The sequence below is a fragment of the Streptomyces sp. NPDC002853 genome (assembly GCF_053591915.1).
The window spans coordinates 635,464-649,809 of the sequence record NZ_JBSFUS010000003.1 but is presented as its reverse complement, the minus strand read 5'-3'; the positions used below and the strand labels follow the sequence as shown (position 1 = coordinate 649,809).

Annotated in this window: 13 protein-coding genes; 10 read left to right on the top strand and 3 right to left on the bottom strand. The window is 71.2% G+C overall.

All coding sequences use genetic code 11. The features are described from left to right. Positions 1 to 401 precede the first annotated feature (401 nt). The 3 genes from ACWD02_RS10840 to ACWD02_RS10830 all read left to right on the top strand — a co-directional run bounded on the left by ACWD02_RS10840 (position 402) and on the right by ACWD02_RS10830 (position 3,310). Complete coding sequence (locus ACWD02_RS10840; RefSeq protein WP_451207289.1) at positions 402 to 2,003, top strand: beta-N-acetylhexosaminidase; 1,602 nt, start codon at positions 402 to 404, stop codon at positions 2,001 to 2,003. Positions 2,004 to 2,154: 151 nt separating this feature from the next. Further along, positions 2,155 to 2,661: a hypothetical protein gene (locus tag ACWD02_RS10835; RefSeq protein WP_451207287.1), complete on the top strand. Its 507-nt coding sequence runs from the start codon at positions 2,155 to 2,157 to the stop codon at positions 2,659 to 2,661. Positions 2,662 to 2,692: 31 nt separating this feature from the next. Beyond that, positions 2,693 to 3,310 carry a hypothetical protein gene (locus ACWD02_RS10830; protein WP_451207284.1) on the top strand — a complete coding sequence of 206 codons (618 nt, stop codon included), beginning with the start codon at positions 2,693 to 2,695 and terminating at the stop codon, positions 3,308 to 3,310. Between the two features lie 111 nt (positions 3,311 to 3,421). Here ACWD02_RS10830 and ACWD02_RS10825 read toward each other — a convergent pair whose 3' ends face one another. After that, positions 3,422 to 6,067, bottom strand: a complete 2,646-nt coding sequence (locus tag ACWD02_RS10825) for an FG-GAP-like repeat-containing protein (protein ID WP_451207491.1) — start codon at positions 6,065 to 6,067, stop codon at positions 3,422 to 3,424. A gap of 387 nt (positions 6,068 to 6,454) precedes the next feature. Between ACWD02_RS10825 and ACWD02_RS10820 the strand changes: the two genes are divergently transcribed. The 5 genes from ACWD02_RS10820 (at position 6,455) to ACWD02_RS10800 (ending at position 10,215) form a co-directional block, all read left to right on the top strand. Further along, positions 6,455 to 7,249 carry a hypothetical protein gene (locus ACWD02_RS10820; protein ID WP_451207281.1) on the top strand — a complete coding sequence of 265 codons (795 nt, stop codon included), beginning with the start codon at positions 6,455 to 6,457 and terminating at the stop codon, positions 7,247 to 7,249. A 113-nt stretch (positions 7,250 to 7,362) separates the two neighbouring features. Continuing rightward, on the top strand, positions 7,363 to 7,950 hold the full coding sequence (locus ACWD02_RS10815; RefSeq protein WP_451207278.1) for an RNA polymerase sigma factor: 588 nt from the start codon (positions 7,363 to 7,365) through the stop codon (positions 7,948 to 7,950). Positions 7,951 to 7,961: 11 nt separating this feature from the next. Continuing rightward, positions 7,962 to 8,123 (top strand): hypothetical protein, encoded by a 162-nt coding sequence (locus ACWD02_RS10810; RefSeq protein ID WP_451207275.1) that lies wholly within the window; start codon positions 7,962 to 7,964, stop codon positions 8,121 to 8,123. Positions 8,124 to 8,476: 353 nt separating this feature from the next. Next, positions 8,477 to 9,142 (top strand): RNA polymerase sigma factor, encoded by a 666-nt coding sequence (locus tag ACWD02_RS10805; RefSeq protein ID WP_451207272.1) that lies wholly within the window; start codon positions 8,477 to 8,479, stop codon positions 9,140 to 9,142. Beyond that, on the top strand, positions 9,142 to 10,215 hold the full coding sequence (locus ACWD02_RS10800) for a hypothetical protein (protein ID WP_451207269.1): 1,074 nt from the start codon (positions 9,142 to 9,144) through the stop codon (positions 10,213 to 10,215). Before ACWD02_RS10805 ends, ACWD02_RS10800 begins: the two co-directional genes overlap by 1 nt. 220 nt (positions 10,216 to 10,435) lie before the next feature. On the opposite strand, the gene ACWD02_RS10795 is transcribed toward ACWD02_RS10800, so the two are convergent. Further along, on the bottom strand, positions 10,436 to 11,299 hold the full coding sequence (locus ACWD02_RS10795; protein ID WP_451207267.1) for a L,D-transpeptidase family protein: 864 nt from the start codon (positions 11,297 to 11,299) through the stop codon (positions 10,436 to 10,438). Positions 11,300 to 11,429: 130 nt separating this feature from the next. Here ACWD02_RS10795 and ACWD02_RS10790 point away from each other — a divergent pair, with 130 nt between their 5' ends. Next, entirely contained in the window at positions 11,430 to 13,010 is a 1,581-nt protein-coding gene (locus ACWD02_RS10790; RefSeq protein WP_451207264.1) for an acyl-CoA mutase large subunit family protein, read from the top strand. 111 nt (positions 13,011 to 13,121) lie between these two features. Further along, a complete protein-coding gene (gene leuE, locus ACWD02_RS10785; protein WP_451207262.1) occupies positions 13,122 to 13,775 on the top strand; it encodes a leucine efflux protein LeuE in 654 nt (217 codons plus the stop codon). Between the two features lie 31 nt (positions 13,776 to 13,806). On the opposite strand, the gene ACWD02_RS10780 is transcribed toward leuE, so the two are convergent. Further along, positions 13,807 to 14,271, bottom strand: coding sequence for a MarR family winged helix-turn-helix transcriptional regulator (locus tag ACWD02_RS10780; RefSeq protein WP_451207259.1), 465 nt, complete (start codon positions 14,269 to 14,271; stop codon positions 13,807 to 13,809). Positions 14,272 to 14,346 lie beyond the last annotated feature (75 nt).

Genomic DNA, 14,346 nt, shown 5'->3' with positions numbered 1-14,346 from the left:
TCTCGGCGGTGCCGGGCTCGGCTGTGTTCAGTTGCTCCGGGACGGGGCTCTGCGAACGGTGCGGGGACAGCGGGGGCTCCTGGGCAGGGGGCAGCGACGAGGGAGGTGTGGGGGATTTGTCGTAACGCTAGCGAGGCTTGATGGGGGCTGTCTGACGGATGCGTGAATTTCACCCGGATGGGAGAGTTTCGCTTCGCGTGGTGGACGGTACCGGTGCGGGGGTCGTTTTACCGTGGCCGGATGACTGCCGCCTGTGCTGCTCGTCTTGCTCCCCGTGCTCGCCTCGCTCCCGCTGCTCGTCCAGCCTCCGCCGGCGGGTGGGGGGTGCTGTACGCCGCCGCTGAGCGGCGCAAGCTCGCCGACCACCCACCCGTGCACCCGGCAGTTGGAGGCGGTCAGCGGTGAAGCAGCAGCGGCGTTTCGCATTCGTTTCCGCGGGGCTTGTCACCGGGGCCGTCGTGCTCGCCGTGGCCGTGTGGCCCGGTGGTGGGGGCGGGGGCGCGCCCGCGGCCTCGCCGTCCGACAGCAAGGCTCCCGCCTCCCCGTCCCCCTCGCCCACGAAGTCGTACCCCCTCTCCAAGGCCCCCGCCACCATCCCCGCCGTACGCGAGCACAGCGCGGCGCGCGGCCCCGGATGGAAACCGGAGGGCGGCGGGCGCGTGGTCATCGGTGACGAAGATCTCGCCGACGAGGCCAAGCTGCTCGCCGGTGAGCTGAAGCTCTCGTACGCCGGTGACGCCGACCCCCGCAAGGGCGACGTGGAGCTCGTGCTCGCCCCGGGGGATGCCGACGCCTCCGAGGGCAGGGACGAGTCGTACACCCTCTCCGTGAAGGGGCAGCGGGTGAAGATCTCCGCGCCCGAGGAAGCGGGCGTCTTCTACGGGACCCGCACCCTGAAGCAGGAGGTGCGCGGCGGCGGGACCGCGCCCGAAGGCGTCGTACGCGACGAGCCAGCCAAGCCGCAGCGGGGCTTCATGCTCGACATCGCGCGCAAGCACTTCGACGCGAAGTGGATCGAGGACCGCATCCGCGAGCTCGGCGACCTCAAGTACAACCAGCTCGGCCTGCACTTCTCCGACGACCAGGCCTTCCGCATCGAGTCCGAATCGCACCCCGAGATCGTCTCGGGCGACCACCTCAGCAAGGCGCAGGTCCGCGGCATCCTCAAGCTGGCGGCGAGCCGGCACATCACCGTCGTGCCCGAGATCGACTCACCGGGCCACCTCGGCACGGTCATCAAGGCGCACCCCTCCCTCCAGCTCCGCGACACCCGTGGCGTCGCCGCGCGCGGCGCGGTCGACATCTCCAAGCCGCTGGCAGCCGAGATCGTCGACGACCTCCTTGAGGAGTACGCGGACCTCTTCCCCGGCCGCTACTGGCACCTCGGCGCCGACGAGTACGCGGCCCTCACCGTCGCCGACCCCGAGGCCAGCTACCCGCAGCTGGCCGCCGCGGCGCGCGACAAGTACGGGCCCGACGCCCGCGTCCAGGATCTCGCGACCGGCTGGCTCAACGACCGGGCCGAGACCATGCGCCCCTACGAGCGCGGGCTCAGGGCGTGGAACGACGGGTTCTTCCGCGGCGGGGTCGAGAAGGCCGACGACGACATCGACGTCGCGTACTGGACGGGCAAGGAGATCGGGGCGAGGGAGCCGGCCGAGTATCTGAAGGAGGGCCGGAAGGTGATCAACTACAACGTCGAGTACCTCTACTACGTCCTCGGCCAGCCCAACGACTTCCGCTATCCGACCGGGCAGCGGATCTACGAGCAGTGGACCCCGCTGGTGATCCGCGGGACGAAGCCGGTGGACGCGAAGTTCGACGACCAGATCCTCGGCGGTTCCTTCGCGGTCTGGTGCGACCTGGCCGGCTCGCAGACGCAGGAGCAGGTGGCGCAGGGCATCCGGATGCCGCTGAAGGCGACGGTCCAGAAGCTGTGGGACGCACGCGAACCGGAGCTGTCCTGGGCGGAATTCGTGAAACTGGCCGACCGGGTCGGCTGAGCCCTCGCCATCGGCGGGCGAGATCCGTTTTCTGCTTCTGGTGGCGAACTTGCCTACGTCTGTGGTGTATTCGGCCCATAGACGAGCGCGGTCGGCGAGCGCGGTCGGCGAGCGCAATCGAGCAGGGTCGAGTACACGGGGAGACGCGGGCATGGGCTACTGGGGTTATTACGTCGTGGGCAGAAGCGAGCGGCCGCTCGTGGAGCTCTCGGCGGTGGCCGGGGTGCGGGACGAGCTCAGCCTCCTCGTCCAGCGGGACGACGGCTGGCAGGTGTGGGAGGTGCCGGGCGGCGACGGCACCCGCGACGTCGGCAACATGAACACCCTGGCCCTGGAGACGGGTTCGCCCGCCCTCTTCGGATACGTCATGGACAGCGACTGCGTGGTCGTCGAGGCGGCGGCCCCGGAGAGCGGCGTATGGACGACGTGCCTGGCCCGCGACGCGATGGCCGGGTACCTCGGCGACGACGGCCTGAGCCTGGACGACTACTTCCTCGAACCGCGCGACGCGGCGGACCGTGCGGTGACCTGGGCGGCGGAGTCGGGCAGGACGGTGGCGCCCGCCACGCTGCTCGACGTGCTGAACGCCGCCGCGGAACCGTCGGCCGAGGAGCTCTTCTTCCGCTTCCTGGACCGGCTCGGCGTGGTGCCGCAGTGACGTTACCGAGGGCGCGCACGCAGTAGGTGACATGCATGGTCCCCGACGGGAGGCGTACGACATGGGCGGCGCGAGTCTGGTCGAGCTGATTGCCGAAGCCGATGACAGAGGCTTGGCGGCGAGCGGGCTCGCCTGCCTCGACCGTTGTGTGCCGCTGCTCGGCGGCGGTGACGAGGTGCTGCGCCCGCTGTGGGGAAGCCTCGCGGAAGGCGGTGCCTGGGACGCGGCGCTCGCGGAGGCACGGGTGACGCTGGGCGGCGCGGACGTCCTGGAGGACCCCTCGGCCGACGAGGCGAGCACCCTCGCCTACCGCATGCTCGGCGCGATGCCCTCCCGGCGTTCCGCGGCCGAACTCCGCGAGTGGGCCGACGCCTGCTCCGTGGCCGCACTGCAGATCCACCGACTGCTCGACACCGGGCCCGACGGGGGCGCCCGGGCGTCGGCCCTGAGCGCGCGGAGCGCGGGGCGTACGGAGGGCATGTCGCCCCTGGTGGCCGCCGAGCTGAGGCGCCAGGTCCGCATCCTGGAACTGCTGGCCAACCAGGGCGCGGGCGCCGGCGGCCTGCGGCAGGCACTGGCCGTGTCGACGGAGGGACGCCGGGTCCTGCGGGCCGTGGTGTCACGCCGGGAGCGGGGCAGCCGGGTCTGAGCGGGGGTTGCGGACCGCAGGTCGTCGGAGGGGCGGAAAAATCCCGCGGAAGCCGGTGGAAACCGGTCTGTCCGCGGGATTTTTCTGCAGTGCCCTCGCCGCAGTCGCCTCTTACGGCGTCAGCGTCTGGCCCAAGTGCGCGCCCGCCGGAGTACCCAGCTGCGTACGCCCGTAGTACACCCCGCTCGACGTCGAGACGCCTGACGCGCCCGTGTCCAGCTGGAGGAGCGTGCCGTTGCCCTCGTCCTCGCCGTCCACGCCGATGGCGAGGTCCGCGCGGCCGTAGCCCGAGAGGTCCGACAGGACCACCGACGAGCCGAGGCGGTCCGCCGACTCCGTGGAGCCCGTGATGCCCTCCGTGTCCTGCGAGAAGGCCTGGGCGCCCGTACCCGTCAGGCCGGATGACGCGCCCTTCAGCAGCAGCGACGTGCCCGCGTCCTTCTTCGCCGCACCCGACCGCGTGATGTCCTCGTTCGGGGCGCCCGTCAGGACGTCCGCGTAACCGTCCAGGTTGAAGTCGCCCGCCGAGACCGACCAGCCCATCGCGTCGCCCGACTCGGCGGCGCCCGGGACCCCGGACGTGTCCTGGTGGATCGTCTTGAGACCCGTGGTCGTGAAGCCGGTGGATGTACCGGGGACCACCGTCACCTGGCCGCCCGCGTGCGCGCCGGACTCCGCCGTGTACGGCTGGCCGATGACCAGGTCGTCGTAGCCGTTGCCGTTCACGTCGCCCACGGCCAGCGAGCGGCCGCCCTTGACGGAGAGGGAACCGACCCTGCTCAGGCCCGACTTGGTGCCCTTGAACCACTGGACCTTGCCGATTCCGGCCTGGTCGCGGTAGTTCAGCGCCACATCCGCGTACCCGTCACGGTTGAAGTCGCCGGACGCGGCATCGGCGTACGAGATGGCCGTGTCGCCCGACGTGAGGTCGCCGCCCACCTCGTGGCCCGCCTTGAAGCGGGCCGCCCACGTGCCGCCCGTGCCGGTGGACGCCGAGAAGACGTCCGCCTTGCCGTCGGCGTTGAAGTCGCCGACCGCCACGGCCGAGCCGAACTTGGCGCCCGGGTAGTGGAAGTCGTCCCCCAACTGCATGTCCGTGCCGGTGTCGAAGGCGGGGCCGTAGAGGATCGTGACCGCGCCGCGGTCCTTGTTCGTGGTGTCGTCCTCGCCGGGGGCGCCGATCGCCAGGTCCGCGTGGCCGTCGCCGTTGATGTCGCCCCACGCCGTGGCCGCGGCCCAGTTGTCGCCCGCCTCGGAGGCGCCGGGGACACCGGGGCTGGACTGGGTGAGGGTCCTCTTGGAGCCGCTGACCGGGCCGTCGAGGCCGCCCGGGACGATCGTCAGGCTGCCCACACCGCCCGACGCCTTGGGCGTGCCCGCCACCAGGTCCGTGATGCCGTCGCGGTTGAAGTCGGAGGTGGGGATCGCCGAGTTGCGGCCCGCGCTCGTCGCGTAGCGGCGGATCTCACCGAGCTTCGAGTACAGGTTCTTGCCTGGGCAGAGGGTCGCGAAGCCGTCCCGGTGGCCCGAGATCGTGTGGAGGGAGGGGGTGTCGCCCTTCTTCCACACGCCCGTGTCGTCGGCCGCCGTCAGCGTGACCTTGGCGGACGGGTCGCCTCCGTACTGGCCGAGCTTCCAGGCCGCGACGCGGGAGACCGACTCCAGCGCGGCGCGGGTCGGCTTGCCCGCCTTCTTGTACGTCTCGCCGGGGGCCGGGTTCTCGTTGCCCTCGAAGTCACCGAGGACCGCGATGCCCGCGGACTCGCCGTTGAAGCCGAACGTGTGCGCGCCGCGCACCGGCAGATCGGTGCCGCCGCCACGGCCCTCGAAGACCTGGCCGCACTTGTCCACGAGGAAGTTGTACCCGAGGTCGTTCCAGCCCTCGGTCTCCACGTGGTACGTCATGATCCCGCGGACCAGGGCCGTCGACTGGGCGCAGCTGTAGTCGTTGGTGCCCACCGTGTGGTGGACGAAGACCGCCTTGACCTTCTCGATGTACTCCGGCGGATCCTCGACCTGCGACTCGTCCGCGCCCCAGCCCGCCCTGCCGATCATGGGCGGCTTGGTGACCGTGGAGGGAGGAGCGGGCGGAACCGTGGGCTCCGGGTCGGGGGAGGGAGAGCCCGAGGGGGTGGGGGACGTGGGCGGCTCGGTGCCGGGGTCCGAAGGGGCCGGCGAGGAGGGGGCGTCCGTGGGTGCTTCGGTGGGTGCGTCCGTCGGGGCGGGCGAGGCGGGCTCGCTCGGCTCCGGCTCCGGCGTCGGCGGCACGGTCTCGTCCGCCGCGAACGCCACCGGCGCCATCGCCGAACCGTCGAGCGCCGGGTTGTTCGCCTCCTTGGACGTCACACCCGGGTCCACGAGGTTGACCTCAAGTCCCTTGGGCAGCGCGGCACTCGCGGTGCCGTCCGCCGCGACCACCCGGACCTCCACGCCGTCCGAGGGGCCCACCCACAGCGGCTCGGACGCGGCACGCATGCCCGCCTCGGCCTTCTCGGGCAGGTGCAGCTCCAGGTCCAGGTGCTGCCAGCCGGTCCACTTGTCGCTCTCGACGGAACGCGTGCGGACCTGCGCCGTGCCGTCGAGCTCCTTCGTCACACCGGTCCACGAGACACCGAGCAGCGAGAACTGCTCCGTCGACGTGCGCGGCAGCTCCCTCTCCTTGGCGCCGTCCGCCTTCAGCGCGATGTCGTGCACGCTCACCGGGCGCTTGTCGCGAGACACGTCGCCGGGCCGGTCTCCGTCCGAGGGATCCGCCATCGCGTACGTGACGGCCCCCGCGCCCCCAAGCACGACGGCCCCGATCGTCAGCCACGCCCGGCGCTTGAGACTCAGTGGTCTGTACGCGTGCGTGCTTCGCGCTGCTTCGCGCGGTTTGCGCGGGCTCAAATGCCCCACCCCTCAACGAAATTGCCGCTTGACCCGGTTGACCAAAGCGAGTGCGTACGACTGCCCGAAGGATCAAACGGTTGTACGGGGGCGGGTGAAATGTGACGTGACGTATCCCGCACTCCAGGGGTGTGACAGGTGGACGGATCATTGCGCTGAGTCAGCTGACAGGTGTGAACGAGGAGTTGGGTGGGGGCCGTGGTTTCAGGGGTGGGGAAGAGACGCCGGTGGGTGCGGGGAGTCGCCTGCTGTCTCGCGATGGGGGCACTCGCGGCCTGCGGCGCCGAGGGAAAGGTGTACGAGGGACTGGTCGAGCGAACGCCCGCGGAGCCTTCGGCCCCCGCCGACGAGGTGCGGGGCGGGCGGCTCGCACGCGAGGCCATGGAGCTCCTCAAGAACGCCGACTCCGTGCGCATCGGGGTCGAGATGACCAGCCCCAAGGGCCACCAGGAGGTCTCCGTGCACATGGACCGCCGGAGCAACTGCACGGGCACCTTCGACTCGGGGCCCATGCAGCAGGGCGAGTTGGTCATGCTCGGCGGCGGCGAGACGTACGTACGGTTCTCGGACGCGTCGCTCGACGCGATCCGTGACGCCGCCGTGGAACGTGGCCCGCGGATCGCGGCCACGGCCAGGGAGCGGACGGATCTCGCCCGCGGCAAGTACATGAAGCTGCCGAAGGGGAGCGGGCGTTCGGGGGCGGGCTCACCGACGAAGATGTGCGATCTCGACAAGGCGTTCGGCCGGCTCGGCGGCTCGGGGCCGGACGCCGACATGGAGGGTGCCCGCGCGCTGCCGGACAGGCAGTGGCACGGCGAGAAGGTCACGCCGCTCGCCGCGACGGACAGCGGGCACGAGATGACGGCCTATCTGGCGACGGGCGACAAGCCGTACATCGTCGGCATGACGCAGGAGCGTGGTGACGAGGTGATGGAGATGCGGATGTCCGACTACGACAAGCCGGTCGTCGCGCGCGCCCCCGACCCGTCCCTGGTCCTCGACATCGAAGCGCTCGGCATGGGCCCGGGTGGCGGCTCGCTGTTCGAGGTCTGAGACGCCGTCCGCATCCGTGACGGCCACCTGTGACATTTCTGTCGGCTCTGGCGCAGCTCAGCGTGGGGGCACGGACACGGTGAGCTGTGTCGCGTCGGTACGGATGGGAAAGCGTGGGTCGAGGAGGGGAACCCCGTCGCGCACGGGCGCGGGACGAGGAGCTCGGCGCCGCGGTCGCGCGGGCGCAGGAGGGCGACGAGGCGGCCTTCGCGGTCGCGTACCGCCTGGTGCAGCCGGGGCTCGTCGGATATCTGCGGGGCCTGGTCGGCCACGACGGGGAGACCGCGGAGGACATCGCGGCCGAGGCCTGGCTGGAGATCGCCCGTGATCTGGGGCGGTTCCGTGGTGACGGCGCCGGCTTCCGCGGCTGGACGGCGACCATCGCGCGCCACCGGGCCCTCGACCATCTGCGGCGCCAGAAGGTCAGGCCGCGCCCGTCCGCCCTCGACCAGGACATGCTCGATCTCCCCGGACCGCACAGCACCTCGGAGCAGGCGCTGGAGGCGATCTCCACGGGCGAGGCGCTCGCGCTGATCGCCGGGCTGCCGCGGGACCAGGCGGAGGCGGTGCTCCTGCGGGTCGTGGTCGGCCTCGACGCCCCGGCCGCCGCGCGGGTCCTCGGCAAGCGGCCGGGGGCTGTACGGACCGCCGCCTACCGCGGACTTCGGCGTCTTGCCCGGCGGCTGGGCGGTGCGGGATGAGGGGGCCGGGGGTGGCGGCTGCCGATGCCCTCGCCAGGCTCTTGGCGGAGGCGATTCGCGCCGATCGAGTCGACGCGGAGGCCCAGCGCCGGGCCCTCGCGGCATTCCGCTCGGCCCGCGACGAGACGAAGCTCCCCCCACCCACCCGCCCCGGCGACGACTGGAGCGCCTGAGGGGGCGCCCCATAGGGACGCGGGGAACTGCGCGACGTTCAGTTAGATGGGGCCGAGGAGCAAAACCCGGGGTGGCGGAGCCGCGGAGTCCGACTGCCGGGCCCCCGCCAAGGTGAGCGGCCGGGGTCGCCACCCCCCACAGGAGAGACCCCGGCCGTCACGCGGACGGACCGCACGCGGCCCGTACTCCCTTCAGCGCCGCGCGTGCGTTTTCTGTCACACCGCGTACTGTCACGCGCTAGTTGCACGTTGTACCAAACATGGACGTGAGCCCACTTCAGCCCGTAGCGTGCTGCTTCGCGCCAGGCTGCGGGGGCAGGACCGCAACCGGTGTAGGCGCATAGGGAGAAGTTTTGCTGGGGGACGACGCGGAACTGACCGCCGCGGTGCTTGCGGCGCAGGACGGGGACGAGACCGCGTTCCGGACTGTGTACCGCGCCGTGCACCCGCGGCTGCTCGGCTACGTACGGACACTGGTCGGAGATCCGGACGCCGAGGACGTCGCGTCCGAGGCCTGGCTGCAGATAGCCCGTGACCTCGACCGGTTCAGCGGCGACGCGGACCGGTTCCGCGGCTGGGCCGCACGCATAGCGCGCAACCGCGCCCTCGACCACATACGCATGCGGGGCCGCCGCCCGGCGATAGGCGGCGACGAGACCGAGCTGACCGGAAAGCCCGGCGAGGCGGACACGGCCGACGAGGCGATGGAGTCCCTCGCCACCGGCGACGCCCTCGCCCTGATAGCCCAGCTCCCGCAGGACCAGGCGGAAGCGGTCGTGCTCCGGGTCGTCGTCGGCCTCGACGCCAAGAGCGCCGCCCAGACCCTCGGCAAGCGCCCCGGCGCGGTCCGCACCGCCGCTCACCGCGGCCTGAAGCGGCTCGCCGAACTGCTCGGCGCGGAGGGCCCGCCGAGCGAAGGCGCGCTGGACGCCGTACCGCCCCAGAGGGAGCGGCGCGGGCGCGCGGTGACATCCGCCGGTGTGACGCATTCGCGTTCGCGGGCGCAGAAGGACATGTGATGGCCGACGAGGACTACAGGTGGCTGGACCGCGACGCGGCGGAGCGTTTGCTGAGCGGTGAGTCCATCGACGGCACCGACCTTCACACCCAGGAACAGGCCGCACAGCTGGCCGAGGCGCTGGCCGCGCTGGCCGCCGACGACCGAGCGGGGTCCGTCGTACCCGCCGACATCTCCGCCGAACTCCCTGGTGAGGCCGCCGCGCTCGCCGCGTTCCGGGAGGCCCGTGGCCCCCGGGCGGCGTCTACGCGCGTTGGAGCGGGCGAAACCGTACGGATCGGTCGCTCCGCCGCGCCGCCGCCCCCCGCACGCTGGGCCCGCCCCCTGCGCTACGGCCTCGCCGCCGTGCTCGCCGGCTGCATGATCGGCGGGGTCGCCTTCGCGGCCGGTACGGGCGTGCTGCCCTCGCCGTTCGGCGACCGGGACCAGCCGGGCCCCGGGGCCTCCGCGTCCTCCGTCGCCTCGCCCGAGCCGCTCGCGTCCCCGTCGAAGGGGGCGGGCAACACCCCGGACATCGAGCCCGACGACGTGACGACCACCCCCGAGGACCCCACGCGCGAGCCCGGCAGCAGCGCCCCGCCGCGGAAGACCGGGGACTCCGCGGGCGCGTCCAAGGGCGGCGCCGCGGGCACCGAGCAGCCCGGCTCCCGTGACCCGCAGCGCCAGGACGAGGCGAAGGACTGGTACCGCAAGGTCGTCTCCGCCTGCCGCGACTACCGCAGCGGAGAACTCCAGGGCGAGAAGAGGCGCCGCCTGGAGGAGGCGGCCAAGGGATCGCAGCGGGTGACCGAGTTCTGCGGTCGCGTCCTGGACGGATCGGGCAGCGACCGCGAAAACAACGGCGGCGGCAGCGGCGGCAACGGTGACGGCGACAAAGGCGCCGACGGCGACAAGGGCGACAAGGGCGGTGACGGCGACAAGGGCGACGGCGACGGATCACCCGGCGGCGGCAACGACCACTGGGGCAACGGCGGCAGCAAGCCCGTCCCGCCGATCGTCGCGCCCACGGTCCCGCGCCCGGCGCCGACCCCCACCGCCTCCTACAGCGCACAGCCCGTACTGCCCGGCTCCTGACCCGCCTCTCGCCTGCTCCTGAGCTGCTCCTGACCCGCTCCTGAGCTGGTCAAAGACCCCGGTCAGCGTGGGTGTGACGTTTTTCGAGGCGGTGACGCAGTAAGAAGTGAGCCGACTGGTCATCGGCCCGCGCACGAGCCAGGGGTTCCCCCCGTACCTTTGGCTCAGTGCCACCAGCGTGGGCGGGAGACGTTCCCCCGATCCCGCCCACGCTGATTAATCACTTGTAGACGACGACCTTGTCGCCCTTCCTCACCTGCGCGTACAGGCTCGCGATCTTCTGTTCGTCCCTGACGTTCACGCAGCCGTGCGAAGCGCCGTTGTAGCCGGTCGCCGCGAAGTCCGTCGAGTAGTGCACGGCCTGGCCGCCGCTGAAGAACAACGCGTACGGCATGGACGAGTCGTACAGCGTCGAGACGTGGTGGCGGGACTTCCAGTAGACGGTGAACGTGCCCTCGCGGGTGGGCGTGCCCTGCGAGCCGAAGCGCACGTCCATCGTCGAGACGGTCCTGCCGTCGATCATCCAGGTCAGCGTGCGGCTCTCCTTGCTGATGCACAGGACCCGACCGGTCAGACAGGCCTTGGCGGGCTTCGACGCCGGGATGCCGCCCCCGGAGTAGAGCTCGTACTTCGTGGGCTTGTGCGTCATGCCGAGCAGCCGCTGCCAGGTGACCGTGTCGGTCGTGCCCGTGACGGGCAGCCCGCGCTTCTCCTGGAACCCCCTGACCGCGGTGGTCGTGGCCGAGCCGTACGTCCCCGAGGGGTCCTCGTAGAGCCACTCGACCTCACGGAGCCTGGCCTGCAGCTCCCGCACCTGGTCACCGCGCTGGCCCGGGGCCATCAGGGTTTTCGGCGGTGCCTTCGGTGGCGCTTTCGGGGTCGAGGCCCGCTCCGGTCCCGGTTTCTCGGACGGCCCGTCATGTCCGCCACCGCCACCACCCGCGTCCGTCTTCGTGGGAGAGATCCGGACCGGCTGCGCCTTCCCGTCAGCGTCGACGGCCTGCGCCTTGCAACCGGCCACGAGGGCGACCGTCACCACGGCCCCCACAGCTATCGCACCTTTGCGCACAATGACCCCCGTCATCGCTCTACCGATCGACAGACTCACCGAGAGTGTTCCCAGCGAGTGACCACTCCTGCACGTTGCCGCATGCTGGTGGATGACCGCTATATCGGAGAAGTAACGAAGGATCTCTGGCAGGAGGCACACAGCGATGGCGCGTGAGTCGGAGTCCGGACTGCCCGTCGAGCCCGTGTACGGCCCCGAGGCCCTCGACGGCTGGGATCCCGCGACGAAGCTGGGCGCCCCCGGCGCGTATCCGTACACGCGCGGGGTCTACCCGTCGATGTACACCGGCCGCCCCTGGACGATGCGCCAGTACGCCGGGTTCGGTACGGCCGTCGAGTCCAACGCCCGCTACAAACAGCTCATCGAGAACGGCACGACGGGCCTGTCCGTCGCCTTCGACCTGCCGACGCAGATGGGCCACGACTCGGACGCCCCGATCGCCTCGGGCGAGGTCGGCAAGGTGGGTGTCGCGATCGACTCGATCGACGACATGCGGATCCTGTTCGGCGGCATCCCGCTGGACAAGGTGTCGACCTCGATGACGATCAACGCCCCGGCCGCCCTGCTGCTCCTGATGTACCAACTGGTCGCCGAGGAGCAGGGAGTTGACGCGGGCGCGCTGACCGGAACGATCCAGAACGACATCCTGAAGGAGTACATCGCCCGCGGCACGTACATCTTCCCGCCCAAGCCGTCGCTGCGTCTGGTCGCGGACATCTTCAAGTACTGCCGGGCCGAGATCCCGCGCTGGAACACCATCTCCATCTCCGGCTATCACATGGCCGAGGCGGGCGCGACGCCCGCGCAGGAGATCGCGTTCACCCTCGCCGACGGCATCGAGTACGTCCGTACGGCGGTCGCCGCCGGCATGGACGTGGACGACTTCGCCCCCCGCCTCTCCTTCTTCTTCGTGGCGCGTACGACGTTCCTGGAGGAGGTCGCCAAGTTCCGTGCCGCACGCCGCATCTGGGCGCGCGTGATGCGCGACGAGTTCGGCGCGCAGAACCCCAAGTCGCTGATGCTGCGCTTCCACACGCAGACCGCCGGGGTCCAGCTCACCGCCCAGCAGCCCGAGGTGAACCTGGTCCGGGTCGCGGTCCAGGGCCTCGGCGCGGTCCTCGGCGGCACCCAGTCCCTGCACACGAACTCCTTCGACGAGGCCATCGCCCTCCCGACCGACAAGAGCGCGCGTCTGGCCCTGCGCACCCAGCAAGTACTCGCGTACGAGACGGACGTGACCGCCACGGTCGACCCGTTCGCCGGGTCGTACGTCGTCGAGAAGATGACGGACGACGTGGAGGCCGCGGCCCTCGGACTCATGGAGCGCGTCGAGGACATGGGCGGCGCGGTGGCCGCCATCGAGAACGGCTTCCAGAAGAACGAGATCGAGCGCAGCGCCTACCGCATCGCGCAGGAGACCGACTCCGGCGAGCGCGTCGTGGTCGGCGTCAACCGCTTCCAGTTGGACGCCGAGGAGCCCTACGAACCCCTCCGCGTCGACCCCGCCATCGAGGCCCAGCAGGCGGCCCGCCTCGCGAAGCTGCGGGCGGAGAGGGACCAGGCGGCGGTGGACGCGGCGCTCTCGGCGCTCCAGGAGGCGGCCAAGGGGGAGGCCAACGTCCTGCACCCGATGAAGGACGCGCTGCGGGCGCGGGCGACGGTGGGCGAGGTGTGCGACGCGCTGCGGGAGGTGTGGGGGGCGTACGAGCCCTCGGACGTCTTCTGACGCTCGACGCTCGACGGTCGTCCGGAGCATGCCCCGTGTTACGACAAGCGCGGTGTCCGATGTGCGGACACCTGATCCCTCATGTCGTACGCCCGTGCGACACTCCGCCCCATGCTGGGTGTCACCGATCTTCCGACCTATCTCGCGGGCCTCGCCCTGATCATTCTGCTGCCGGGGCCGAACTCGCTGTACGTGCTGTCCGTCGCCGCGCGCCGCGGCGTACGCACCGGCTATACCGCCGCCGCGGGCGTCTGGTGCGGTGACACCGTCCTGATGACGCTGTCCGCGGCCGGTGTGGCCTCCCTGCTGCAGGCCAACGAGCTGCTGTTCGGGATCGTGAAGTACGCCGGTGCCGGCTATCTGACCTGGCTAGCGATCGGGATGCTGCGGGCGGCCTGGGGGCTGTGGCGGGAGCGGCGGCAGCCGGTGACGGAGGCCGCCGCGGAGGCTCAGGAAGGTGCCGCCGAGCGGCCTTTCCGCAGGGCCCTGGTGATCAGCCTGCTGAATCCCAAGGCCATCCTCTTCTTCATCGCCTTCTTCGTTCAGTTCGTCGACCCGGGCTACGCCTACCCCGCGCTGTCCTTCCTCGTGCTCGGTGCCCTCGCCCAGGTGGCGAGCGTCCTCTATCTGACCGCCCTGATATTCAGCGGCACCAAGCTGTCGGCCGCCTTTCGCCGCCGCAAGCGGCTCTCGGCGGGGGCCACTTCGGCGGCGGGCGCGCTGTTCCTCGGTTTCGCGGCGAAGCTGTCGCTCGCCAGTGGGTGAGTGCTGAGAGCAGGCGGCCACCGAGCGGCGCTCAGTGGTGCCAGGCCGCCCCTCCCACGTTGTGGATCATGCGCTGGAGAACCTTGAGGGTGCGGATGTACTCCTCCTCCGGGATGCCCTCGTGGATCTCCGCGCGCAGGTTCCGCTGGCGCGCGGCGGCGCTCGCCCGGAGGGCGCGGCCCTCGTCGGTGATGCGGATGCGGCCGTCGGTCCCCTCGGCCAGGAGGCCCCGGTCGCGCAGGGCGTCGATGTCGTGGTGCAGCTTGCCGTCGCCCACGTCGAGGTAACCGCGCAGGATTCCCACGACCTCCGCACGCTCGCGCTCGTCGCTCGTGAGCAGTTGGTTCAGGATCCACCACTGGGGCTGGGTGAGCCCGGCCTCGGCCAGCATGGTGCGGATGTGGTGGACGACGGCGTCGCCCGTGGCCGATGCCCAGTAGCCGATGGGCTGGTTGATGAGGTCTTCGTCGCTGTGGGAGTACGTGAAAGTGTCCATGCCCAGAAGGTAGAACCTCAAGTTTTGTTGAGGTCAACTGCCGTGGCCGATCTTTCCCGAACGTAGTCTGGGCCC